This is a genomic window from Pseudomonas sp. LB3P14 (assembly GCF_054898045.1).
Window position 1 is genome coordinate 1,766,495 of record NZ_CM142714.1, and the last position, 22,399, is coordinate 1,788,893.

Annotated in this window: 19 protein-coding genes, 1 tRNA gene and 1 pseudogene; 11 read left to right on the forward strand and 10 right to left on the reverse strand. The window is 59.6% G+C overall.

Annotated features, from left to right (window positions below; all coding sequences use genetic code 11):
• The first annotated feature begins 8 nt into the window (after positions 1-8).
• From ACYZT5_RS08215 to ACYZT5_RS08230, 4 genes are all read left to right on the forward strand, one after another.
• On the forward strand, positions 9-662 hold the full coding sequence (locus ACYZT5_RS08215) for an alginate O-acetyltransferase AlgF (protein WP_462050631.1): 654 nt from the start codon (positions 9-11) through the stop codon (positions 660-662).
• The gene (locus tag ACYZT5_RS08220) at positions 659-1,648 is read left to right on the forward strand and encodes an alginate O-acetyltransferase AlgX-related protein (protein ID WP_462050632.1); all 990 of its coding nucleotides are present in this window, start codon (positions 659-661) and stop codon (positions 1,646-1,648) included. The genes ACYZT5_RS08215 and ACYZT5_RS08220 overlap by 4 nt, the downstream gene beginning before the upstream one ends.
• Positions 1,615-2,508: an alpha-amylase family protein gene (locus ACYZT5_RS08225; RefSeq protein ID WP_462050633.1), complete on the forward strand. Its 894-nt coding sequence runs from the start codon at positions 1,615-1,617 to the stop codon at positions 2,506-2,508. Before ACYZT5_RS08220 ends, ACYZT5_RS08225 begins: the two co-directional genes overlap by 34 nt.
• 130 nt (positions 2,509-2,638) lie before the next feature.
• On the forward strand, positions 2,639-3,286 hold the full coding sequence (locus tag ACYZT5_RS08230) for an MliC family protein (protein ID WP_462050634.1): 648 nt from the start codon (positions 2,639-2,641) through the stop codon (positions 3,284-3,286).
• A gap of 46 nt (positions 3,287-3,332) precedes the next feature.
• Here ACYZT5_RS08230 and ACYZT5_RS08235 read toward each other — a convergent pair whose 3' ends face one another.
• The 4 genes from ACYZT5_RS08235 to ACYZT5_RS08250 form a co-directional block, all read right to left on the reverse strand.
• Complete coding sequence (locus tag ACYZT5_RS08235; protein ID WP_462050635.1) at positions 3,333-4,517, reverse strand: patatin-like phospholipase family protein; 1,185 nt, start codon at positions 4,515-4,517, stop codon at positions 3,333-3,335.
• A gap of 101 nt (positions 4,518-4,618) precedes the next feature.
• Positions 4,619-5,083 carry a MaoC family dehydratase gene (locus ACYZT5_RS08240; RefSeq protein WP_462050636.1) on the reverse strand — a complete coding sequence of 155 codons (465 nt, stop codon included), beginning with the start codon at positions 5,081-5,083 and terminating at the stop codon, positions 4,619-4,621.
• Between the two features lie 13 nt (positions 5,084-5,096).
• Positions 5,097-5,828: a hypothetical protein gene (locus ACYZT5_RS08245; protein WP_462050637.1), complete on the reverse strand. Its 732-nt coding sequence runs from the start codon at positions 5,826-5,828 to the stop codon at positions 5,097-5,099.
• Positions 5,829-5,894: 66 nt separating this feature from the next.
• Positions 5,895-6,995: an AI-2E family transporter gene (locus tag ACYZT5_RS08250; RefSeq protein WP_462050638.1), complete on the reverse strand. Its 1,101-nt coding sequence runs from the start codon at positions 6,993-6,995 to the stop codon at positions 5,895-5,897.
• A 68-nt stretch (positions 6,996-7,063) separates the two neighbouring features.
• Here ACYZT5_RS08250 and ACYZT5_RS08255 point away from each other — a divergent pair.
• Positions 7,064-7,141, forward strand: a pseudogene (locus ACYZT5_RS08255) (OprD family outer membrane porin); the annotation flags it as partial.
• A 241-nt stretch (positions 7,142-7,382) separates the two neighbouring features.
• Entirely contained in the window at positions 7,383-7,904 is a 522-nt protein-coding gene (phaR, locus tag ACYZT5_RS08260) for a polyhydroxyalkanoate synthesis repressor PhaR (RefSeq protein ID WP_462050639.1), read from the forward strand.
• Positions 7,905-7,939: 35 nt separating this feature from the next.
• Here phaR and phaP read toward each other — a convergent pair whose 3' ends face one another.
• A complete protein-coding gene (gene phaP / locus ACYZT5_RS08265; protein WP_462050640.1) occupies positions 7,940-8,509 on the reverse strand; it encodes a TIGR01841 family phasin in 570 nt (189 codons plus the stop codon).
• Positions 8,510-8,763: 254 nt separating this feature from the next.
• On the opposite strand from phaP, the gene ACYZT5_RS08270 reads away from it, so the two are divergent.
• Positions 8,764-11,211 (forward strand): DUF3141 domain-containing protein, encoded by a 2,448-nt coding sequence (locus tag ACYZT5_RS08270; RefSeq protein WP_462050641.1) that lies wholly within the window; start codon positions 8,764-8,766, stop codon positions 11,209-11,211.
• Positions 11,212-11,260: 49 nt separating this feature from the next.
• Here the strand turns inward: ACYZT5_RS08270 and ACYZT5_RS08275 are convergent, their stop codons facing one another.
• Positions 11,261-12,274, reverse strand: a complete 1,014-nt coding sequence (locus tag ACYZT5_RS08275; protein ID WP_462050642.1) for an AraC family transcriptional regulator — start codon at positions 12,272-12,274, stop codon at positions 11,261-11,263.
• Positions 12,275-12,592: 318 nt separating this feature from the next.
• Here ACYZT5_RS08275 and phbB point away from each other — a divergent pair, with 318 nt between their 5' ends.
• The 4 genes from phbB to ACYZT5_RS08295 all read left to right on the forward strand — a co-directional run bounded on the left by phbB (position 12,593) and on the right by ACYZT5_RS08295 (position 17,980).
• Positions 12,593-13,339 (forward strand): acetoacetyl-CoA reductase, encoded by a 747-nt coding sequence (gene phbB / locus ACYZT5_RS08280; protein ID WP_462050644.1) that lies wholly within the window; start codon positions 12,593-12,595, stop codon positions 13,337-13,339.
• Between the two features lie 57 nt (positions 13,340-13,396).
• A complete protein-coding gene (locus ACYZT5_RS08285) occupies positions 13,397-14,575 on the forward strand; it encodes an acetyl-CoA C-acetyltransferase (RefSeq protein ID WP_462050646.1) in 1,179 nt (392 codons plus the stop codon).
• 83 nt (positions 14,576-14,658) lie between these two features.
• A complete protein-coding gene (gene phaC / locus ACYZT5_RS08290) occupies positions 14,659-16,362 on the forward strand; it encodes a class I poly(R)-hydroxyalkanoic acid synthase (protein ID WP_462050647.1) in 1,704 nt (567 codons plus the stop codon).
• 286 nt (positions 16,363-16,648) lie between these two features.
• Positions 16,649-17,980: an OprD family porin gene (locus tag ACYZT5_RS08295; RefSeq protein ID WP_462050648.1), complete on the forward strand. Its 1,332-nt coding sequence runs from the start codon at positions 16,649-16,651 to the stop codon at positions 17,978-17,980.
• Positions 17,981-17,989: 9 nt separating this feature from the next.
• Here the strand turns inward: ACYZT5_RS08295 and ACYZT5_RS08300 are convergent.
• The 4 genes from ACYZT5_RS08300 to fdhE all read right to left on the reverse strand — a co-directional run bounded on the left by ACYZT5_RS08300 (position 17,990) and on the right by fdhE (position 22,397).
• A tRNA-Sec gene (locus ACYZT5_RS08300) sits at positions 17,990-18,085 on the reverse strand.
• Between the two features lie 6 nt (positions 18,086-18,091).
• Positions 18,092-19,999, reverse strand: a complete 1,908-nt coding sequence (gene selB, locus ACYZT5_RS08305; protein WP_462050649.1) for a selenocysteine-specific translation elongation factor — start codon at positions 19,997-19,999, stop codon at positions 18,092-18,094.
• 1 nt (position 20,000) lies between these two features.
• Positions 20,001-21,419: an L-seryl-tRNA(Sec) selenium transferase gene (selA, locus tag ACYZT5_RS08310; protein WP_462050650.1), complete on the reverse strand. Its 1,419-nt coding sequence runs from the start codon at positions 21,417-21,419 to the stop codon at positions 20,001-20,003.
• A gap of 51 nt (positions 21,420-21,470) precedes the next feature.
• Entirely contained in the window at positions 21,471-22,397 is a 927-nt protein-coding gene (gene fdhE, locus ACYZT5_RS08315) for a formate dehydrogenase accessory protein FdhE (RefSeq protein ID WP_462050651.1), read from the reverse strand.
• Between the last annotated feature and the right edge of the window lie 2 nt (positions 22,398-22,399).

Below are 22,399 nucleotides of genomic sequence, written 5' to 3' on the forward strand. Positions count from 1 at the left end.
GGACTTACATGAACGTTCGAATCTGTGTGTGGCTGGGTCTTGGCCTGCTCTCGACAGGCGCACAAGCAGCCCCGGAAATCGCCCAACTGTACGCGCCAAAATTGCCCGAAGGCTCCGCGTATGTGCGGGTGGTCAATCCGGCCGACACCGCGATGCAGGTCCAGGTAGGCCAAAGCGCAAGCTTTAGCCTTTCCGCCCAGAGCACGGTGGCCAGCCCCTTCCAGGTCGTGGACTCGCGGCAGCCGCTCAAGCTGACCGTCAATGGTCGCGAGATAAAAGGCCTGAGCGCACCCAATAGTGCGTGGGTCACGCTGATTCTCGACAGCGACCCGGCACGGGCGCCACGTCTGGTCATCGACCCGCCGCTGCGCGGGAAAGACCTGCGCGCCGAACTCAACGTTTACAACCTGAGCAGCGGTTGCGAAAAGGCTGAGGTCAAACTGGCCAATGGCGCCCCGGTATTCAACCAACTGCCGTTCAACGGACAAGCCCAGCGCACGATCAACCCGGTGCAAGCGACGCTGATTGTCAGCTGCAATGAAATCGCCAGCCCGCCGTTGAAGCTGGTGCCCTTCAAGGCCGGCGATCGCTATAGCCTGTTCCTGATCGGCTCCCGCCAGGCTCCACGCCTGATTGGCCTTGTCGACCAGACCGCCCCATGAACCTTCAATTCAGACCCGAATGTTTTATCCGTCGATTGTCGATGCCCGCCATGATCGCTGGCCTGCTGACGAACCTGTCAGGCACCGGCGTTCAAGCAGCCTCGGCGGTGATCACCGGCAACGGCGGCTGGTTATTCCCTGCCTGGGAAAGCCTGAGCAAGGTCGACAACACCGGCACTGCCCGCAACATTGCGCTGGTCAAAGAACTCCAGCAGCAACTTGAACGCGATCACATCGGGCTGGTCGTGCTGGTGGTGCCGATGAAAGCGCCGTTTTATGCTCAGCGCCTGCCCGCCGATCAACCCTTGAGCGTGGCCGTGATGCAGCGCTATGAACACCTGCAAAGCGACCTGACACAAGCGGGCCTGACCACGCTGAACATCAAGCCGATCCTGCAACGGACCGAGCAAGGCAAACAGACCGCGTTTTACCGCGCCGACTACCACTGGACAGCCTGGAGCGCTGAAAACACCGCCGACTCCACGGCGCATCTGATTACCGCGCGCTATCGCTTGCGAGGTGACCCCGGTGGTGGCTCGGTGCTGGGTCAATGGTTCGACAGGCGCGCGTTCGGCGACCTGGCCAGTAATTTCCTGCCAGCAATCAAGCGCAAGGCGATTGGTCGCGACATCTACACCGTTCGCCATCAGGCAGAGAACGACTTGCTGATCGATGACGCGTCGGCACCGGTTCAGGTGATCGGCAACAGCTTTGTCCAGCCTTACCTGGGTTTTACGCAGAAGCTCTCAAATGCCCTGGACCGTCCCGTCGCACTGACATGGAACCCCGGTGATGTCGGTCCGTGGGCTACGCTGCTGCAATACTTGGAGTCGCCGGACTTTGCCGAACACAAGCCACAAGTGATTGTCTGGCAATTCAACGAGGGCCAATTCCACCTTGGCCCGGATGCGGCAGCCAACTGGAACGCAAAAGGCGTCACCTCGCTGAACCAATGGCATCAACGCATCAAAAAGGCACTTCCGTGAAAATCTTTGGCTACACCGCAAGTCGCGTGACCGTTGCTGCTCTGTTGCTTGCCGTCACCGTCGGCGCAGGTACCGGCATGCTCTATGTGACGAAGACCAAGGCCCTGGACCCGGGGATTGTCGGCATCGTCTGGCAGCCGGACAACAAGACCGTCGGTATCAGCGGTCACTGGGAAAAACTCGGAGCGCGTGAGTTGCTGGTGCAATGGACAGTCGTCGACGATCAGGCCTTCGTTCCCGGTACCGGCCTGCCCGGCGTACCGGTCCTGCCCGATTGGGCGCGCATCGCCAAGGCACCCTGGGCGCAGGATGTCATCCTTGGGCTGGCAGGTTATTTCAGTGAGAACCGCTCACGGGACAACATCGAGGAACTGGCCACGGTCTCGGAACGGATCGCCAAATTGCCTACGCCGTTACACGTGACTGGATGGTATTTCCCGGCCGAAGTCGACCCCAGCTGGACCCGCGCCAAAGAACTGCCCGCCCTGCTGGCCAAGCTGCCGCGACCGTTGTGGATCAGCGTGTATGATGGCGCCAATATCGGCCCCGTCGCCACGGCCGAATGGCTCAAGCAATGGCTGCCGGACGACATCGGCGTGTTCTTCCAGGACGGCGTCGGCGTCTACACCCGCACCGCCCCCGTCGCCCGAACCTACGCCGACGCCATGCGCCAGCGTCTGGGTAAAGATCGTGTACGGATCATCGTCGAAGCCTTCCGCCCCAACTTCGGCGGCGGTTTCCGCTCCGCGACCGCTGCCGAGCTCAAACCGCAATTGGCGGCCTATGATGGTTATCCGCTCTACCTGTTCGACGGGCCGCACTACGTGACGCCGGCGTTGGTCGAGCAATTGCTGCGATAAAGCGAAATCGTGGCAAGTTTTGAACACTGACTTACACTGCGATACACCCAATGCGAATGAATGACTGTTCAACGGACCGAGAGGTCCCACGGCAATCCGGGCATCACGTAATGATCTGGGTAAAGCCAACATGAAAACGGTCACGGCCCTTTTCACCTGTCTGCTCGCTGCCAGCGTGTGCGCGGCGACGAGCACCTGTGCAAATGCTGCGTCGTTCAAGACCAGCTTCGACTGCTCCCAGGCAAGGGCATCCGTCGAAAAGCTTATCTGTCGCGATCCGCAACTGGCGCAGATGGATATCGAACTGACGCGTCTTTATCGCCTGGCGCTCACGGATGAACATTCAGTACCGCCTCCAGACAACGTCATGATCGACCAAGCGTTCTGGATCGAGGCCCGCAATCAGTGTGCCTCCGAGCCTGCGCCCAAGGCGTGCACGATCCGAAGTTATGCCGAGCGCGCGCACCAGCTGCGCCAAGGCTCGGCCATTGTGAGAACCAAGGATCCAGACCGACTCACCGAAGGCCCCCTGGCTTTTCGTTGTACAGGGTTTAACGCGCTGATTGCTGCCACCTTCTTTACCACGCAGCCTGGTGTCGTGTACCTGAAATGGGCGAACACCTCGATCACCCTGAATCAGGTACCGAGTGATTCGGGAACCCAATACACTGGCAAGGATTACCAGGGGAACTACCGCTTCTGGCAAGACGGCAACATGGTGCTTTTCCAGAAACCAGGCTCAGGGGAAATGAGTTGTACGGCCGAGCCGGTCAGCTGATTGCTCTGGTGCGAGACTGGCATTAGGCAATAGCGCCGGTCCTCTCTCACGTATTCGGCGATTTATGCCACGGATAGCCTTTCGAGCTGAGTTGAAAGGCGTAATCGAATAAACGCTTCATGTAATCGCCATCGAATTTCTGATTGCGAGGAAACTGAAAATCCGAGCCGATGTACGCCAGGTTGAAGTCCGCCCCATCCTGCTGCGCAATTCGGTAAATACGATCCAGATCGCTGATCCCCTGAGTCTGGATCAATGTGCTGATGGCGCGACCGCCGATGCTCAAGGTACGGCGCTTGGTTCCTGACCACTGCGGTTCCAGTTTCCCATTGCGAATGACATAGAAATGACGGTCTCGGCGTATACGCGCTCCGGTCACGCTGTTTAGTGCCATCACGGTGCCCGGCGGGTAAAGGAACACCTGAGTGAGGACGCCTCCGTCCACGTGCATTTCCTGAAACTGTTTGCCGTCGACCTCCACATCAATCATGACCGGTGAAACGGCGCCGGGAATACTCATCGACGCGACCATGATGTTGCGAAACAGGTGGAGCGCTCCCGGTGCTTCGCTTGAAGCAATAGCGCCCATGTTCCAGGTGACGGGACGCCCTGCATCCAGATCGGTGGTACCGATCATCAACAGTCGTCCTTTGGCGTATTGCGCGGCAATGGCCGCGAGCACGTCGGCGGTGATGTACTTGGCAATGAGCCGCGCCAGTGGCTTGCTGTCCGCTATACCGTCGCTGGCCAGGCGAGTCAGCACACTTCGCGAATGGAAAACGTCTTTTGGACCGATTGCCTTGCAGATCCCCAGAATGACAGCGTCATACTCAGGCCCCAGGTAAGCGAACGGGGCAACCAGGGCACCCGCGCTGATGCCGGTGACGACCTTGAACGCCGGTCGGGTCCCGTGCAGTGTCCATCCCGCAATGATTCCCGCCGCGAAGGTGCCGGCGTCGCCGCCCCCGGAAACGGCTAGGTAATAGCCCCGTGGCAGCATGTCGGTCGGCAACTCTGAGTCGGCGAGCGCCTCGACCTCTCGATCGTTGGCCAGAGTCGCGTCCCGAATGAACAGCGTCAGGTCCTGGTCCAGCCAATAGCGTGCATTCGGGATGCCTGGGATGACCGCTTGCTCCGTCAGCGTTTGCGGCACCGCGTCACGGCGTTGCAGGCACCCTTCACGCAACATGTTCATCGTTGAGGCACTGGGTCTGGGCAGAAATGGTTTCAAAACGCCTCCTCCGGTCTCTGCAATCGACAGAAAACGCGCTCAACTATTCGGTGAGATGGCCTCACCCATCATGCGCGCTCCACACACCCATGATTAGCCTCTCAATCAGGCGCCGGTGTTCTGAACACCAGCAGTTTGCCGGTGGCTCGCTGCACGACCTTGTCATTCTGATTGAGTGTTTCCATGAACAGGGTCAACACGCCCCGGTCTGGCTTGGAGCTGGACGGTTCGATGGCCTGCACGGTGCATTGCAGACGCAACAGATCGTCCGGGTAGGTCGGCGTCGGCCAGCTCAACTCGATGCCCAGGCCGATGATCCCGTCAGCTAACGGTACGCTGGCAACCAGCAGTTTCATGGTCAACGCCGCCGTGTGCCAGCCACTGGCGGCCAGTGCACCGAACAGGCTCAAGCTGGCGGCCTCGGGATCAAGGTGAAAAGGTTGCGGATCGAACGCTTGAGCAAATGCCAGCATCGCCGCTCGTTCGACTCGAACGGTGTCGCTTTCGAACACCTGACCCAGGCTCAAGTCATCGAGGTAGAGTTTTTCCCAGGCATGGATGGTCATGATTCAACCCTCTCTAGGAGTAGCTGATTTCGCTGAGGTCGATGGCCACCAGCACGTCATTCCTGTCGGCCTGGCCGTCATCCCTGCGCCGATAGGCTCGTCGCTTGCCGGGCATGCGCAGCCCGTCTGCCTCAACGTAGTCGTGAACATACTGGGCGGCAGGCACGCCGCCACTCACCTCCACGTTGTAGTCGTGTCGACGAAGCAGGAAGTCCTCGCCGAAGTAAAAATCCTGCACCGCACAGTGAGTGGCGACGCTCTCGGGAAAGGTCACCCGTAATCGTCGCCAATGCTGTGATCCCTCGTGCCAGGGCTCGATTTCCTCGGTCACGACACCCGCGAAGGTGAACAGGAAAGGCATGGTCAGGTAGGACCAAAGCGCGTAACCGTTGAAGTACGCGCGGTGCAGAGGATCCCAGGGAGTATTTTCACCATGGCCGCGGAAGGATTCCCTTGGCGCCTGTCGCTCGGCAACCACCTTCCCGTCGGTCTTTTCGATGGCGATTCGATCCGGTGTGTAGGCCGTCAATTGATCAAGTCCACCGAAGGGCGTCACCGAGGCTCTCTGTTCATGCAGCCAAACGGTCATCTGGCGGGGTGCGCTGTCTTGCGTAAGCCCTTTCATGCCCCATAGTGAGCCGCCGGTCACGAGCGTGGCGCGAACTTGACTGAAGTGGTTCCAGCGTTCCAGACCACCATGGGCGATCAGCACCTGGTCCAGCAGTTGATGATTCTGTGTCGTCATGGTGGCAGCCCTGCTCGTCAGGGCGAGTGGCCTGAACATCTTTCATGCTAGCGCAAGCCCAGGCAGTCATAACGTCGGCGGGACGTTCGGTCTGTCCTGCGGCTGATCCCGCACCCATTGCCAGAACAACTGATAGCCGACCGCAAGCACCACCGGGCCGATGAACAGTCCGATGATGCCGCTGGTGACCATGCCGCCCAAGGCACCGATCAACACCACCGGCATCGGCACATCGACACCGCGCCCCAATAGCAACGGTTTAAGTACGTTATCCACCAGGCCGGCAACGAAGACATAGATCGCGAAGACGATGGTCGCCGTGCTGGCACCCTCGGTGGCGAATACAAACGCAATCACGGGCAGCGTAATCAGCGTCGCCGGTAATTGCATGATGCCGAGCAGCAGCACCCCCAAGGCAAGCAGACCGGCACCCGGGACACCCTTGAACACGAAGCCCAGCCCCACCAGCAGCATCTGGATGAAGGCGATCCCGACCACGCCCAGCGCGACCGCACGGATCGTCGCGGTACACAGCTCGGCGATTTTCGGCCCCTTGCCCGGATCGCTGACGCGGCTCGCGATCTGTACCGCATTGCGGCTGCCGCTCTCGCCATAGGCCATGAAAATGCCGGCGATGATCAGCGCAAAGATAAAGGTGAGGAAACCCATGCCGACGCCGGCAAGCTTGCTCAACAATGTCAGGCTGAGGCCTTTGATCTGCGGTACGTACTTCTCCGTCAGTCCGGGAAGATCGGTTGAAGCCTGTAGCCAGAGGGCCGATAGAGGTTTGCCGACCAATGGCCAATCGGCGACTGAATCGGCCGGTGGCGGAATATGGAAACCGCCGTCCTTGACCACGCTCATGGCGTGCGCGATCGAATCCGCAATCGAGGTGCCCAGCAGATAGATCGGCACCATGAGAATAACGACGGCGACAAGCACAATCAGCGCCGCAATATGCCCCTCTTTCTGACCCAGCGGCCCCTTCAGCCACTCTTGCAGGGGATAAAGGGTGATCGCCAGGATCAGCGACCACAGCATCAGGTCGCGGAACGGGCTGAATATCTCGAAGCAGAAAAGCACCAGAATGGCGATCAGCCCGGCACGAATCAGGACGTCAAGCAGACTGCGAGTGAACGCCTTCTCGGAGCTGGATGTGGGCACCATTGCTGCCTCCTTGCAGATCGCTGCAAAGGTATGAGATCGGTTAGCCCAGCATAGACGCTCTATAGAAGACGGTGCGTTCGACTAACTTCGGTAGTGATCTGGATGAGAATCGCTTGGTCGTCAGCTACACGTTGCCGATCTGGTAAGCCGATTCAGGTTTCACAAAGGGGGACTCGCTTGACGGCGAAGTCCTCTTTTTTATGCTGGATTTTCGCAGTGATGACGGACCTCTTCGCGAGCAGGCTCGCTCCCACAGTTGACCGGGTTGTTCAGATTGACACGGCTTAATGTGGGAGCGAGCCTGCTCGCGAAGGCGGCCTCAAAAGCGCCAAGGATGAGAGTAGGTTAAGATGCCTGCAAATCAGGTTCGCCACGAGATGCCCCCGTATGCCAGTTAACAGTCGGAACACTCCCCGCCTGATCAAGAAGTACCCCAATCGCCGACTGTATGACACCCACACCAGCAGTCATTTGACGCTGGCAGACATACGCCAGTTGGTGGTCGACAAAATTGCCTTTCAGGTGGTCGATGCCAAGAGCGGCGAGGATCTGACGCGCAGCATCCTGCTGCAAGTGATTCTGGAGGCCGAAAGCGGCGGTGAGCCCATCTTCACCACCGAGATGCTGATGGGGATTATCCAGTTCTACGGCCCTTATCAGGGCGTACTCGGCAGTTACCTGGACAAGAGCATTCAGACCGTAATCGACATTCAGTCCCAGACCGGCGCCCAGTCGTCCGAGGCCTGGAGCGACTTCATGCATCAACAGGCCCCGGTGATGCAGGATCTGATGCGCCAATATGTCGACCAGTCGAAGGCGCTTTATCTGAACACCCAGAACCTGTTTGGCATGTTTGGCGGCAAGCCGGATACCAAAAACGGGCCGAAAAAAAATGGCGATGGGGAATGATCCCATCGCCATTGGTGCCGCTTGCCTGACGTGACTTACTTGTTACCGCTGGTAGCCTTGGCGCTTGCTTCCGGGGCAGCTTTGGTGGCCGCGGCAGTCGCTGCGTCGAAACTACTCTGAGCCACATCGGAAGCCTGTTTTACGGCTTTCTGTGCACTTTCGAACACAGTACCGGCATTCGCCAGGCTCGACTTGAACGCTGCCACAACAGGCTCGGAACCGGCCGGTGCATTCTTGCTGATCGCTTCAACGAACTCTTGCACCTGTTGGGTGCCAGCCTCGACCTGACTCGACGTCAGTTTGGCGATGTCCGACTGAGTACCGACGATCAGCGCTTGAACCTGGCGATTGAACTCGGCCAGACGTTCGGTCTGCGCACTTGGCTGGGTGAAAGAAGCCTGAAGCTCAGCGAAACCTTGTGGATCACGGACGGCCAACAGCTTGCGAACACCTTCGAAGTGCTCTTCGGTGGAGTCGCGCAGTGCCTTGAACTGCAACTGGCTGAGCTGTTCAACGCTAGCGAAGACTTTGCCGCTGATTTGCTGCAAAAGATCAAGGTTGGCTTTCTGAGCGGCTTGCAGTTTTTCCGAATTGAAAAAAGACATGCTTGAATCTCCTGGTACTGGAAGGCCCTGATGGACGTGAAGACGCGATAGCGATCCGGCCAGTCATCGCGTTAGCCTTGATATTGCAGTGCACAAAACCATTTGGCAACGTCTATTTTTGTGCGCTGCAAAATAAACTTTGCTCAAGCCCTCCCTATTCGCTATAAACTCCAGTCTATCGAACGGCCAGCCTAGCCCTCTTTAACTAAAGGGTTTAGATGCACAGGTCCCATGTAGAGCGTCAGGAGATTACGATGGGTCAGGAAGTCAATATTGCGCTGCAAGATGAAGAGCCTTCCGAACCCGTCGGTTTGTTCGAACACCTCAATCATCTGCAACGCCTCAATACCCGCAACGTCCTTGACGCCGTGCAGAAGCGCCAGGCAAAAACCTTCGCGCCTTTAAGCCTTGGGCAACTCAGGCCGCCTACGCCCGCTGACTGGGAGGAATACTTCACGGACCTTGGCCAGCGCAGCGTGTTGTTCTGGGACACCTTGCGCCAGCGCGGCGACAACACCCTGGCCCACGAGCGCGCCGGGTATCCGCTGCTGCTCAAGTTCAATCATGAAACGCTGGTCGCCGGTGAAGCCCTGCCTCGCCCGGTCAACTATTCGTTGTTGCAAATCCTCGCGGGCCCCGGGCAGCAGCTCGACAGCAAAAAACAGCCGGTGATCATCATTGACCCACGCGGTGGCCACGGCTCGGGGATCGGCGGTTTCAAACAGGATTCGGTCATCGGCGAAAGCCTGAGAGCCAGCCACCCCACCTACTTCATCTCCTTCAGTCACTCGCCACGCCCTGGGCAAACCCTCGCCGATATCACAGAAGCCCAGGCGCGGTTCATCGAAGTCGTCAGCGCCCGGCATCCGGACAGCGCCAAACCTGTTGTCATTGGCAACTGCCAGGCGGGCTGGGCGTTAATGGGGCTGGCCGCCACCCGGCCCGAGTTGCCGGGGTTGATCATCGTCAATGGTGCGCCGCTGTCGTACTGGGCCGGCGTCAATGGCCGCAATCCGATGCGCTACACCGGTGGTTTGCTGGGTGGTGGCTGGATGGCGCGCCTCGGTAGCGACCTCGGTAATGACCGTTTCGACGGCACCTGGCTGGTGAGCAATTTCGAAAACCTGGACCCGGCCAACACCTATTGGGGCAAGTACTACCACCTGTTCAGCGAAGTCGACCGCGAGGCCGCACGTTTTCTGGATTTCGAACGCTGGTGGGGCAGCCCGACCCTGCTCAATGGCGAAGAGATCGAGATGATTGTCGACGACCTGTTCATCGGTAATCAGCTGTCCGGGGGCCTCGGACGCAAGAGCAGCGGGCTTGACCTCAAACTGATTGAAGTGCCGGTGGTGGTGTTCTGCTCGTATGGCGACAACATCACCTCACCGCAGCAGGCACTGGACTGGATCACCGACGTCTATCCCAGCGATCTCGCGTTGCAAAATGCCGGACGCACCATCGTGTACCTGCGGCACGCGAGCATCGGTCATCTGGGCATCTTCGTGTCCGGTGAAGTGGCACGGCGTGAGCACCGTGAGTTGCTCGGTGCGGTCGATGCGATCAATGCGCTGTCAGCCGGGCTGTATGAAATGCTGATCGAAGACCTGCCGGAGAGCTCGGCGACGCCGTATGCCGTGCGTTTCGAACGCCGACGTATCGCCGACATCCATGGCGAAGTGCAGAAGCCCCGTGATGACGATCGCGAATTTGCCTTGGTCGAACGTGCGTCGGCCATAAACAACCGCCTTTACGACGGCTTCGTACGCCCTTGGTTGCGCCAGTTGATCAATGAACCCGTCGCAGAATTCTTGCGCAAGGCACACCCTTTTCACCAGCAGCAGGTGATGTGGAACAGTTTGAATCCGGCACTGTGGTGGCTGGCAGGAAGCGCCGACCAGGTGAGCAATGATCGTCACCCCGCCAGTCAAAAAAACCCGTTGCTGGTCTGGCAGGAACTGTTTTCCAACCAGATGCAGGACGCCTTGAACGGCTATCGGGATCTGCGTGATGCAGCTCAGGAAATGTGTTTCTACGGTGTGTATGGCGTACTCAATAGCCTCGCCGGCAATCCATCCGGGCGAAATCTCCAGGAACATGCCAAGCAACACGACAAAGTCCTGATCGAGCGCCTGCAAGATGCCCTGCCCCTTGGCGGTCTGATGGAAGCCTTGATACGGATCCTGTTCCTGCTGGGCCGCGACAGCGACGAGCCGGGCAAGGAAAGCGTCGAAAAATTGATCCTGAAAATGCAGGTGCTGCTCCAGGACTACAGTGCCGAGCCACTTGATTTGCGCGAAACCCTGCGCCTGCAAAAACTGCTGGTCGCTACCCACCCGCAAGAAAGCCTGCACAGCCTGCCCTTAATGTTGGTTGAGGTCGAAGAGCGCCAACAAGTGCTGGCGGCCGTCGCCAATTTGCTGCCGGAACTGCTGACCAGCGGCGCAGACAACCCATTCTGGTGTGAGCTGCACACGCTGCTCGACGTCCCCCTGCCAGGTTTCAGCCGAACCGAACCACTCGGTGAGGCTGATGCCGATGCCGATGCCGATGCCGTCGAGGAGAAAGTCCCGGCGATAACCCCTGAGTCAATCAAGCAGAAAATACCCGCAGTGGCCCCTGACCCCATCGCCAAAATTGCGAGTCCAGTGCGCAAACCTGCCAAGGGCAAGAAAGGCGTAAAAAAACCTCCGGTGAAATAACGTTTAACGCTGGGGAGAACCGCGTCACACCGGCGCGGCTTCCTCGATTTCAATACGATTCATCGGCCCGATACTTTCCGGGTGTCATGCCAAACCAGCGGCTACAGGCTTTGTTGAAACTGCTGTGATCATGAAAACCAAGGAGATACGCCACATGCTTCATGTTGAAGCGAGAATTGCGCAGGTAGAAATCGGCCAATTGCCGGCGCACGGCATTCTGCACGTCCTTGAATTGCGTCCCGTCTTTTTCCAGGGTGCGTTGCAGCGTTCGCTTGCTGATGTTCAAGGCGGCCGCGATCGACTCCATATCGCACGGCCCCTGGCCCTGACTCAAGCGCTTGGTAATCAGTGCCCGAATTCTGCCGACGATGGTGAAGCCAAACAGCGAAACCAATTGAGCTTCGGCAAAACTGTCATGCAGTACCGCCAGTTCTTCGTTAGCCATGCTCAGCGGACGCAGAAGCTCCTGCCCGTCAAACAGGATGCTGTCATAGGCAGTTCCAAAATGCAGGTCGCAGCCAAACAGCCTTTGATGCTCGGACGTGTCTTCAGGTTCGGGATAGGCGAACTCCACACTCAACGGTTGCGGTAAGTTGCCCCCCGCCAGCCAACGGCAAAAACCCAGCAATGAAGCCATGCCTGCATCCGAGTACTGCCGGGGTTTGACCGACCCCTTTTGCTGATGATCAAGCGACGCCAATCGATAATGCTGTTGCTCCGGCAAAAAAAACAGGCTGAATCCGGTACTGATCAAAGGGCTGAAACGCACCAGGCGTTCAAGTGCTTTCTTCAGATTCAAACTGGACATCATGGTGTAGCCGACGATCTGAAGGTTACCGGGATGGAAGTTTCCATAGGCCTTCAAACCGATGTCTGGATCGCCAGCGGCCTGGGCTCCCAGTTCCCATAGCCGATAAATAGCCCCTCGTTCGCAGTACGCTCCCGGGTTGTTAACGGTCTCCATGTCCATCCCAGCCTCCCGACACAGACTGGCAACATCCAGCCCTTGTGCCGAGAGCGTATTCACCAGCACGCTGGCATAACCTGAACTGATTCTATACATGCCGTCCTCAATGACCTGTGGAGCCGAACATCCTGTCCGGAGCCATGACTAACCTGCGTTGAATCGAATACTAACTGACTAATAAGTCTCAAATATTGATCCCAGTATAGGCACTCGTCATTTTTTGCCAGCGTTTCAAACCATTCGTCGACCCGTAGCAGCTGCTTGGCGATGACGAAAGCAGTGAACAGTTCAGTTTCATTGCGTGCATGGCGCCGTTGGACACCAGACAGTCACCTCTCAACACTTCCGCACACCCCGCCAATACCGAACAATCCACCCGTCTTACAACGCAAAACACAAAAAGGAAGAGAGTGTATGAAGTCGCTTGGTCGTATTGCGTTGGTCACGGGTGGTATGGGTGGGATTGGCACTGCGATAAGCCAACGCCTGTACAAGGAAGGATTCAAGGTCATCGTGGGCTGCAGCTCTGATTCCGCCCGCAAGAACGAATGGATGGCGAGCCAACTGGAGGCGGGTTATCAATTCGAATTCATTTATGGCGACATCACCGATTGGGAATCAACGCGCAAAGCGTTCGAGATGGCACGTGAGCAATTCGGCCCGATCGATGTATTGGTCAACAACGCTGGCATCACTCGGGATGCGTCCTTTCGCAAACTGACTCCAGAAGACTGGAATGCAGTCATCGGCACCAACCTGACGGGCCTGTTCAACACCACTAAACAGGTGATTGAAGGGATGTTGGCCAAGGGTTGGGGACGGGTCATCAACATCTCCTCGATCAACGGTCAGCGCGGCCAGTTCGGCCAGACCAACTACAGCGCGGCCAAGGCTGGCATCCATGGCTTCACCATGGCGCTGGCCCGGGAAGTGTCCGGCAAGGGCGTGACCGTCAACACCGTTTCCCCAGGCTACATCCAGACCAGCATGACCGCGGCCATCCGTCCGGACATTCTCGACAGCATGATCGCGGCCACACCGGTCGGGCGCCTCGGCCAACCCGAAGAAATCGCCTCCATCGTGGCCTGGCTGGCTTCCGATGAATCGGGCTATAGCACCGGCGCGGACTTCTCGGTCAACGGCGGCATGAACATGCAGTAGGCCTGTCAGGGCATGGATGCCCTGCTTCCGCTCGACAAAATCTTAATGAGGTCACGCATGAACGAAGTCGTAATCGTTGCCGCTACTCGTACCGCCATTGGCAGTTTTCAAGGTGCCTTGTCCGCGATTCCAGCCACCGAGCTGGGCGCGGCGGTCATTCGTCGTCTGCTGGAAGAGACAGGTCTGGACGGGGCGCAGATCGATGAAGTGATCCTCGGCCAGGTACTCACCGCGGGCTCGGGGCAAAACCCGGCACGCCAGACGGCGATCAAGGCCGGCCTGCCCAATACCACCCCTGCCCTGACCCTGAACAAGGTCTGCGGCTCAGGCCTCAAGGCTGTCCAGCTTGCGGTCCAGGCCATCCGTTGCGGCGACGCCGAACTCATCATTGCCGGCGGTCAGGAAAACATGAGCCTGGCGCCCTATGTTCTGCCCAAGGCACGCACCGGTTTGCGTCTGGGTCATGCGCAACTGCAAGACAGCGTGATTCAGGACGGTTTGTGGGACGCTTTCAACGACTACCACATGGGCATCACCGCCGAGAATCTGGCGGAGAAGTACAACCTCAGTCGCGAAGCTCAGGATGCCTTTGCTGCAGCCTCGCAACAGAAAGCCGCTGCTGCCATCGAAGCGGGTTACTTCAAGCGTGAAATCACCCCGATCCTGATTCCTCAGCGCAAGGGTGAGCCGCTGGTCTTCGACACCGATGAACAGCCGCGTCCGGACAGCACGCTGCAGGCACTGGGCAACCTCAAACCCGCGTTCCAGAAAAACGGCACTGTGACCGCTGGTAACGCTTCGACCCTCAACGACGGTGCCGCCGTGCTGTTGCTGGCCAGCGCCGCCAAGGTCAAGGCTCTCGGCTTGCCGGTGCTGGCACGCATCACGGCTTACGCCAGCGCTGGTGTGGACCCCTCGATCATGGGCATCGGCCCGGTACCAGCCACTCGCCTGGTATTGGAAAAAGCCGGCTGGACCCTGGACGACCTCGACCTGATCGAAGCCAATGAAGCGTTCGCTGCGCAATCACTGGCGGTCGGCAAAGAACTGGGTTGGGACACCAGCAAGGTCAACGTCAACGGCGGCGCGATTGCCCTCGGCCATCCGATCGGCGCATCGGGCGCGCGGATTCTGGTGTCGCTGTTGCACGAGTTGATTCGTCGCGACGGCAAAAAAGGCCTGGCCACGTTGTGCATCGGTGGCGGCCAGGGTGTCAGCCTGGTCATCGAGCGCTAGAACACAGGAGTGTTGACGCGGCGCCGAAGTCCGGTGCCGCGGTTTTTTTTCTGCCCGGTTTACGGATGTGGGTAAGGAGTTCCATGGACAATAACGCGCATACCTTCAACACCTTCTGGTCAGGCCAGGTTCCGTTCATTGCCTCCTTTGCAGTGCAACAATTACGTCTCTGGGTCAGCACCAATCCGTGGTTTACCGGCCAGGCATACAACGAGTGGTTTGACCTGCCGCGCGGTACCCTGGACAGTCTCCAAGCGGATTACCAACAGCAATGGGGCGAACTCGGCCAGCGTCTGCTGACCGGTCAGCCGTTCAGCTTCGATGATCGACGTTTTGCCAGCGGTAACTGGAGCCAGCCGTTGTTCGGTTCCCTCGCTGCGTTTTACCTGCTCAACGCAGGGTTTCTACTCAAACTGCTGGACACGTTAGCGATCCCGGACAAAAAACCGCGCCAGCGCCTGCTCTATCTGGTGGAGCAAGCCATCGCCGCCGGGGCGCCGAGTAACTTTCTGGCCAGTAACCCCGATGCGCTGCAACGGGTCGTCGATACCCAGGGAAGCAGCCTCCTCACCGGCCTGTTGCACCTGGCCAGCGACCTGCAAGAAGGCAAGATGCGCCAGTGCGACGCCGGCGCGTTCAAAGTGGGCGTCGATCTGGCCAACACGCCGGGTGAGGTGGTCTTCGAGAACGAACTCTTCCAGCTGATTCAGTATTACCCGCAAAGCGAAACCCAGTACCGGCGCCCGGTGTTTGTCGTGCCGCCGTCAATCAACAAGTACTACATTCTCGACTTGCGCCCGGACAACTCGATGGTGGGCCATCTGTTGAAACAAGGGCACCCGGTGTTTCTGATGTCGTGGCGCAACTTCGACCAGGAACACGCGGGCACCACCTGGGATAACCTGATCGAAACCGGCATCATCAAAGGCCTGCAAGTGACCCGCGAGATCAGCGGCGAGCAACGACCCAATTGCGTCGGCTTCTGCATCGGCGGCACCTTGTTGAGCTCGGCGCTGGCCGTCCTGGCGGCGCGCGGCGACCGCGAGATCAGCAGCGTGAGCCTGTTGACCACCTTCCTCGACTATCTCGATACCGGGCCCATCGACGTCTTCGTCGACGAACAATTGGTGGCCTACCGCGAGCGCACCATCGGCGGCCAGGATGGCCCCATCGGCCTGTTCAAGGGCGAGGACATGGGCAACACCTTCTCGCTGCTGCGCCCCAACGACTTGTGGTGGAACTACAACGTCGACAAATACCTCAAGGGCCAGAAACCGATCCCCCTTGACCTGCTGTTCTGGAACAACGACAGCACCAACCTTCCAGGCCCGATGTACTGCTGGTATTTACGCCACACCTATCTGCAGAACGACCTGAAATCCGGTGAACTGGACTGCTGCGGGGTCAAGCTGGACCTGCGCGCCATCGATGCTCCGGCGTACATCCTCGCCACCCATGACGATCACATCGTGCCGTGGAGAAGCGCTTACGCCAGCACCGAGTTGCTCTCCGGGACCAAGCGTTTTGTGCTGGGCGCTTCGGGGCATATCGCCGGGGTGATCAACCCACCGGCCAAGGAAAAACGCCACTATTGGACCAACAATCGGGTCACTAAAAACCCTGAAACCTGGTTCAAGAATGCCGAGCAACATCCCGGTAGCTGGTGGAATGACTGGTTTGTCTGGCTGGCTGAACAGGCCGGCGAGCGCCAGCCCTCGGTGCTGCATACCGGTAACGCCCAATACCCGGCGATTGAGTCGGCACCGGGGCGTTATGTAATGCAATGACAGACGGCCCCACGCCATAACCGATAGTGCGCGGGGCCGCCCTTCAAGCGTCCTCGCAAAAACCTAAAACACAGCACATCAGATCAATATCCCCGCCTGAATCTACGCAACCATGGCCTCCTCACTCACCCGTAAGGACATCGCCATGGCCATCGCAAAAGCTGTTCCTTGGCCTGATCTACGCCAAAACCATGTTCGGTGCCTCGGAAGGCCATTTACGCGGTTGTCATATAATAAGCGAGTGACTGCGGACATTCCGCGGTCGCTGCTGCGTGGTGATTGACCGATGAAGTTTGGCAAGCAAGACCTTCGCGCCGGGTTCCCCTTCTGGTTATCGGTGTTGTTCGCCGGGACAGCCGGGACAGCCATGGCTGATGAATCTGCACAAGGGTTTCTGGACGGAGCGACGCTTGAAGTGCTCAGCCGGAACTTCTACCTCAACAGTGATTACCGGTCCCCCTCGCCTGCGAACAAGAGCTACAAACAAGAGTGGGCTCAAGGCTTTATCAGCTCTTTTGAATCCGGTTTCACACCCGGCACGCTTGGGTTTGGCCTCGACGCCCATGCCTTTCTGGGGCTGAAGCTCGATGGCGGCAAGGGACATTCCGGGACGGGATTGCTGCCCGTGGATGATGACGGCCGCAGCGAAGACAACTATTCCAGTGGTGGCGGCGCGCTGAAAATCAGAGCCTCCCGAACGACCTTGGCGTTCGGTGAAATGATGGTGGAAACCCCGGTGTTCGACACCGCGGACAAGCGTCTGCAACCGGAGTACGCCACAGGATTACTGCTAAACAGCCACGAAATTGAAGGCGTAAATCTGGTTGCCGGTCATTTCACTGCGTTCAAGAACCAGGACAGTTCTTCGAGCAAGGGCAACTTCTACGGCTACGGCGCCAACACCGAGGCCGGAGGCATTACGTTTCTCGGCACCGACCTGTTCACCCAACGTCCAGTCGGCGGCGCGCTCTATGCTTCAGAACTCAGCGACACCTGGCATCAGTACTACGCCAATCTGCACCTGAAGCAGCCCGGGGTGTTCCTCGACGCCAATCTCTACCACACGCAGGACACCGGCAAAGCGCTGGCCGGCGCCATCGACAACACCGCGTTCAGCCTGTCGGGCAAATACAACGTCGATGCGCATGCCTTCACCCTGGCCTATCAAAAAATCAATGGCGACACGCCGTTCGATTTTATCGGCGCAGACTCGATCTACCTGGCCAACTCGATCAAATTCGCCGACTTCAACGGCGCCCATGAACGCTCATGGCAAGCACGTTACGACCTCGATTTGAGCACCTTCGGGATTCCCGGCCTGAACTTCATGACGCGTTACGTCATGGGCAGCCAAATCGACGGCACCCATGCGCCCAAGGGCGGCGCTTACAACCCTTTTGATGAGTCAGTCGGTGAATACGTGCCTCAACAAGGCGATGGCGGACGGCATTGGGAGCGAGACATAGACCTGCGTTACATCGTGCAGTCCGGCGCGGCCAAAGGGATGTCTGTGCAACTGTCCCATGTTTCGCATCGGGCCAACACAGCCCAGGCGGGCGACGATATCGACAGGGTCTATGTGGTTATCCAGTACCCGCTGAGCTTCGGGCATCCCTGATGGCGCAAATGGCGGAAGGCAGCCGGAGTCGAACCTGCCCGGGAACGGATGCCGTCCCCAACCGGGTTTGAAGCCCGGCCGCGCCACCGGGCGCGATTGCCTTCCTTGAAGTCAGTTATCGGTGTGTTGGGCCAAGGCATTGTCGAGGCGGATATGGCGCTTGTCGCCAAACCGTCGGGTCAGGCCGATCCGGTCGAAGTATTCGAGAATCTGGATGCTGCGCTTGCGACCCAGGCCCACCGCATCACGAAACGCCGTGACCTGAATCACCGGGTTTTCCACGGCCAGTTGCACAAGCATAGCCGCCAACCGGCGGATCATTGTGTCGGTATAGAACAGGTCACGGACGACTTGATGTACCAATCCCAACCTCGCCATTTTGCGCAGCAGCAGACGCACGGCCGCCTCGTCATGGCCAAGATTGCGCACCCACGGCGGATCGAAACCGGCCTGTTCGAACAACGGTTGCAAGTGTTGCCACAGGGCTTCGTCGTCTTCACTCAAACGCACCTGATGATCGGGCAAATGCAGCCATGGCCCGCTGGCGGCAATGGCACCGCTGGCGAGTAATTCGTCGAGCAGACTGATGAATGTCGGGCGGTCCAGCGCTGTGCCGGTGAACCGCCGCAGGCGATCCCGGTCCGGGCCCATTTGATCCGGTTCCAGTTGATGAAAGCGTGCGAGGTGCTCCAGCAACGGCGCTTTCAGCGCTTCCCAGCGGGCAGCACTGAACAGCAATGGACCTTGGCGGGTGTCAATCAGGCGCACATCATCGGGCAAAACCCACGTGTTGCGTGGGCGGTTGAACTGACGCTCCAGACGCTGCGGATCGAGCCCGGTCTCGCTGTTGGCCAATAACGCCGGCAGGATTTCTTCCAAGTCATTACGTGTGGCGAGGGCGTGTAGCTGCGCCAACCGTTCGGGACTTCGGCGTTGTCGGGTCGGTGCAAACGGGTCGAGCACCCGAGCACCGCCGAGGGTGCGTTGAGCGCTCTGGTCGCGCAGGATCAAGGGATCGCCCTTCACGGTCTGCACCGGCGCATTCAGCAGCAGTTGCGCAAACATCCGCTCGCCCGGCGCCAGGCTGGAGCCTTCCAGCAACGCCACCCGCCCGGTCACGTCTTGAGTCCCCACGTGCACGTGTACGGGCTGAAAGTGCTCGAAGGCCTTGGGTTCGCTCGCCAACAATTGCAGGTCGATATCCACTCGCTGGGTCGGCGCGTACAGCCACTCGGCCAGCAGCCAGTGGCCGCGGTGAATCTGCTCCAGGGCCAACCGTTCGGCACTCAGGTTCAACGCGACTCGCTGTCCGGCCGTTGCGACCTCGGCAGCCTGATTCTGCGCATGCAGGCCTCGCACGCGAACGGGTTTGCCCAGCGGACCGAGCATCAGCGTATCGCCCACCGCAACCTGCCCAGACAACGCCGTGCCGGTCACCACGATACCGGCGCCGGCCACGCTGAAGGCACGATCGATCGCCAAACGAAAACCGCCGGTGGTGCTGCGTTGAACGACTTCACGTTGCGCATCGAGCAGGGCCTGTCGCAGCGTCTCGATGCCCTCCCCGGTCACACTCGACAGCGCAATCTGCGGCGCGTTCGCATAAGGTCCCGGCGCCAGCAATGTCTGAATCTGCTCGCGCACGACTTGCACGCTGGACGGTTCGACGCGGTCGCATTTGGTGATTGCCACCAGAGCCCGAGGGATTCCCAGCAGTTCAACGATGGCCAGGTGTTCGAGGGTTTGAGGCATGACGCCATCGTCGGCCGCGACCACCAGCAACACCAGATCAATGCCCTGAGCCCCCGCCAGCATGTTGTGGGTGAAGCGCTCATGACCGGGCACATCGATAAAACCGGTCAGGGGCGCTTGCGGGTCCAGCGCCGCGTAAAGGTAGCCGAGGTCGATGGTCATCCCGCGTTCACGTTCTTCCCGGCGACGATCGCCGGCCTGGCCGGTCAGTGCCTGGAGCAAGGAAGTCTTGCCGTGGTCGATGTGCCCTGCGGTGCCGACGATCACCCTACGTTTCCTGCCATTGATCGAGTTGAGCCAGCCACGCCGGCTCATCGTCCAGTTGCCGCAGGTCCAGCCACAACGCATCGTCGTCAATGCGCCCGAGCACCGGAATCGGCAGCGCACGCAGGGCCGCTTCCAGACCGTGCAGCCGCCGCCCGCGAAGGCGTTTGGACGTGTGCGGCCGCAGGCATAACGCGGCACTCGGCAAGCGTGCCACCGGTTGGCTGCCGCTGCCGATCATGCCCAGCGCCGGGACTGCGCTGACGCTCCAGTCGTCACCCAGCACCTTGGCCAGCGAGGGTTGCAGGCGCTCAGCCTGAGCGAGGATATCCGCCTGTGGTCGGGTCAGCAGACGCAGACTCGGCAGCCGTTCGGCCAGTCGATCAGGATCGCGATACAGACTTAATACCGCTTCGAGGGCGGCCAAGGTCAGTTTGTCGACCCGCAAGGCGCGTTTGAGTGGATTCTTCTTGATCTTCGCGATCAGGTCTTTGCGGCCGACAATCAACCCCGCCTGGGGACCGCCCAGTAATTTGTCGCCGCTGAAGGTGACGATATCGGCACCGTCGATCAGCGCCTGGCGCACCGTCGGTTCAGCGGGCAAGCCCCAGCGCGTCAGGTCCAGCAGGCTGCCGCTGCCGAGGTCTTCAAGCAATGGCAAGCCGTGTTGATGAGCGAGTTGCGCCAACTCGGCGGTCGGCACCCGCGCGGTGAAGCCTTCGATGGTGTAGTTGCTCGCATGGACGCGCATCACCAAACCGCTTCGGGGGCCGATGGCTGCCTCGTAATCGCGGGCATGCGTGCGGTTAGTGGTGCCGACTTCGTGGAGCCTGACCCCGGCTCTCGCCATGATGTCGGGAATGCGGAAGGCGCCACCGATTTCGATCAGTTCGCCCCGGGAAATGATGCCTTCCTTGCGCGCGCCCAGACTGTTGAGCGTCAGAAACACCGCGGCGGCGTTGTTGTTGACGACGGTGACTGCCTCGGCGCCGGTCAGCTCGCGGATCAGGCCTTCGATCAGATCGTCACGGTCGCCGCGCTTGCCGCTGTGCAGGTCGAATTCCAGATTGAGTGGATAACGGGCGGCCATTTGCACGGCGTCGATGGCTTCCTCCGGCAACAACGCTCGTCCCAGATTGGTGTGCAGCACCGTGCCAGTGAGATTGAACACCCGGCGCACGTGACTGCGCTGCTGGATGGCCAGACGCTCGCCCGCTCTGCCCGCCAATACTTCGGGAGCGATTTCAACGGCATCGAGTTCGCCCCTTTGCACCGCTTCGCGCAAGTCATCCAGCAATTGCCGCAGGCTGGCCAGCAAAGCGTCACGCCCATAACGCTCACCCAGCGGTTGGCACGCTGGATGACGCAGCAAACTGTCGATGGAAGGCAGCCGCAGGGTTTGGTTGGCGGATCTGGAGGACATCAGGCGCTCCTGAAAACGATTGACCGTCGCGCCTGAGTGTAGCCGTTGCGCTCAGTCGCCTCCGGGCGCCAGCAGCAGATTAGGTGCCGGACGCAGGTAACCTTCCTGCTCCAGACGCATGTCCAGCAGCAGGCTGGTCAGGTCCGTCGAGAGCGCTTCGGCCTCGGCGTCGTTTTCCAGGTAAAGCAGTTTCAGGTAGCTGTGGCAGCCGGGACAGACCTCTGCGCGCAACGGGGCCTGGTTGGCCGCATGGCGATCGTCATCGAGGCTGACGTATTCAAGGCCTTTGCTCTGTTCGCAATACACGCATTTGACCCGCACCACATGCCATTCGCAGGCACACAGCGAGCACACCAGATACCGCAAGCCGTTGTACTTGCCGCGGTGGCGAATCACGCCGACCATGGCCGGCGAGCCACAGGCCGGGCACTGACTGAGACTGTCGCCGGGTTTGAGTGCAAGGTCCGGTGTGTTCAGTAACCAATGACTCCAGGCCACCTGCAACGCCGCGCCGAGAAACGGCACCACGGCGGCGGGCAACAAGGCGAACTGGCCGCTGACCAGCGCAATCGCCCAGGCCTTGAGTTGCCCGGCATTGGCACCGCGCAAGGTCGCCACGGCTTTTTCCACGGCAAGTTGCGGCGGTGGCGGGTAACGCTGCAACAGGGCTTCGAGGTACGGCAGCCAATCGTCTTCGCGCACCAGACTGTCGGCGGCGAACGGTGGCAAGCCATGTTGCTGGCACACTCGCAGGCGTTCGGCATCGGGCATGGCGGTGACGGGCGGATCGTCCATCAGACGCTGCTGCATGTGGCACAGACCCGTCACCAGCTGCAGGTAATCGGCCAGTGGATGCCCGTCGGCCAGACGCTCCAGGCGCAAGGCACGCAAGGTGAACAGGTTTTTCGGAGGCAGGTGCAGAAACGGCGGCGAGCTCGCCGCCGCTTCGATCTCACCAGGCTCAAGAATCGTCGCCAAGG

What these genes read in the sequence shown, in the direction of transcription:
- ACYZT5_RS08215 (WP_462050631.1), top strand. Translation starts at nt 9, where the DNA reads ATGAACGTTCGAATCTGTGTGTGGCTGGGTCTTGGCCTGCTCTCGACA.
- ACYZT5_RS08220 (WP_462050632.1), top strand. Translation starts at nt 659, where the DNA reads ATGAACCTTCAATTCAGACCCGAATGTTTTATCCGTCGATTGTCGATG.
- ACYZT5_RS08225 (WP_462050633.1), top strand. Translation starts at nt 1,615, where the DNA reads ATGGCATCAACGCATCAAAAAGGCACTTCCGTGAAAATCTTTGGCTAC.
- ACYZT5_RS08230 (WP_462050634.1), top strand. Translation starts at nt 2,639, where the DNA reads ATGAAAACGGTCACGGCCCTTTTCACCTGTCTGCTCGCTGCCAGCGTG.
- ACYZT5_RS08240 (WP_462050636.1), bottom strand. Translation starts at nt 5,083, where the DNA reads ATGACCATCCATGCCTGGGAAAAACTCTACCTCGATGACTTGAGCCTG.
- ACYZT5_RS08245 (WP_462050637.1), bottom strand. Translation starts at nt 5,828, where the DNA reads ATGACGACACAGAATCATCAACTGCTGGACCAGGTGCTGATCGCCCAT.
- ACYZT5_RS08250 (WP_462050638.1), bottom strand. Translation starts at nt 6,995, where the DNA reads ATGGTGCCCACATCCAGCTCCGAGAAGGCGTTCACTCGCAGTCTGCTT.
- phaR (WP_462050639.1), top strand. Translation starts at nt 7,383, where the DNA reads ATGCCAGTTAACAGTCGGAACACTCCCCGCCTGATCAAGAAGTACCCC.
- phaP (WP_462050640.1), bottom strand. Translation starts at nt 8,509, where the DNA reads ATGTCTTTTTTCAATTCGGAAAAACTGCAAGCCGCTCAGAAAGCCAAC.
- ACYZT5_RS08270 (WP_462050641.1), top strand. Translation starts at nt 8,764, where the DNA reads ATGGGTCAGGAAGTCAATATTGCGCTGCAAGATGAAGAGCCTTCCGAA.
- ACYZT5_RS08275 (WP_462050642.1), bottom strand. Translation starts at nt 12,274, where the DNA reads ATGTATAGAATCAGTTCAGGTTATGCCAGCGTGCTGGTGAATACGCTC.
- phbB (WP_462050644.1), top strand. Translation starts at nt 12,593, where the DNA reads ATGAAGTCGCTTGGTCGTATTGCGTTGGTCACGGGTGGTATGGGTGGG.
- ACYZT5_RS08285 (WP_462050646.1), top strand. Translation starts at nt 13,397, where the DNA reads ATGAACGAAGTCGTAATCGTTGCCGCTACTCGTACCGCCATTGGCAGT.
- phaC (WP_462050647.1), top strand. Translation starts at nt 14,659, where the DNA reads ATGGACAATAACGCGCATACCTTCAACACCTTCTGGTCAGGCCAGGTT.
- ACYZT5_RS08295 (WP_462050648.1), top strand. Translation starts at nt 16,649, where the DNA reads ATGAAGTTTGGCAAGCAAGACCTTCGCGCCGGGTTCCCCTTCTGGTTA.
- selA (WP_462050650.1), bottom strand. Translation starts at nt 21,419, where the DNA reads ATGTCCTCCAGATCCGCCAACCAAACCCTGCGGCTGCCTTCCATCGAC.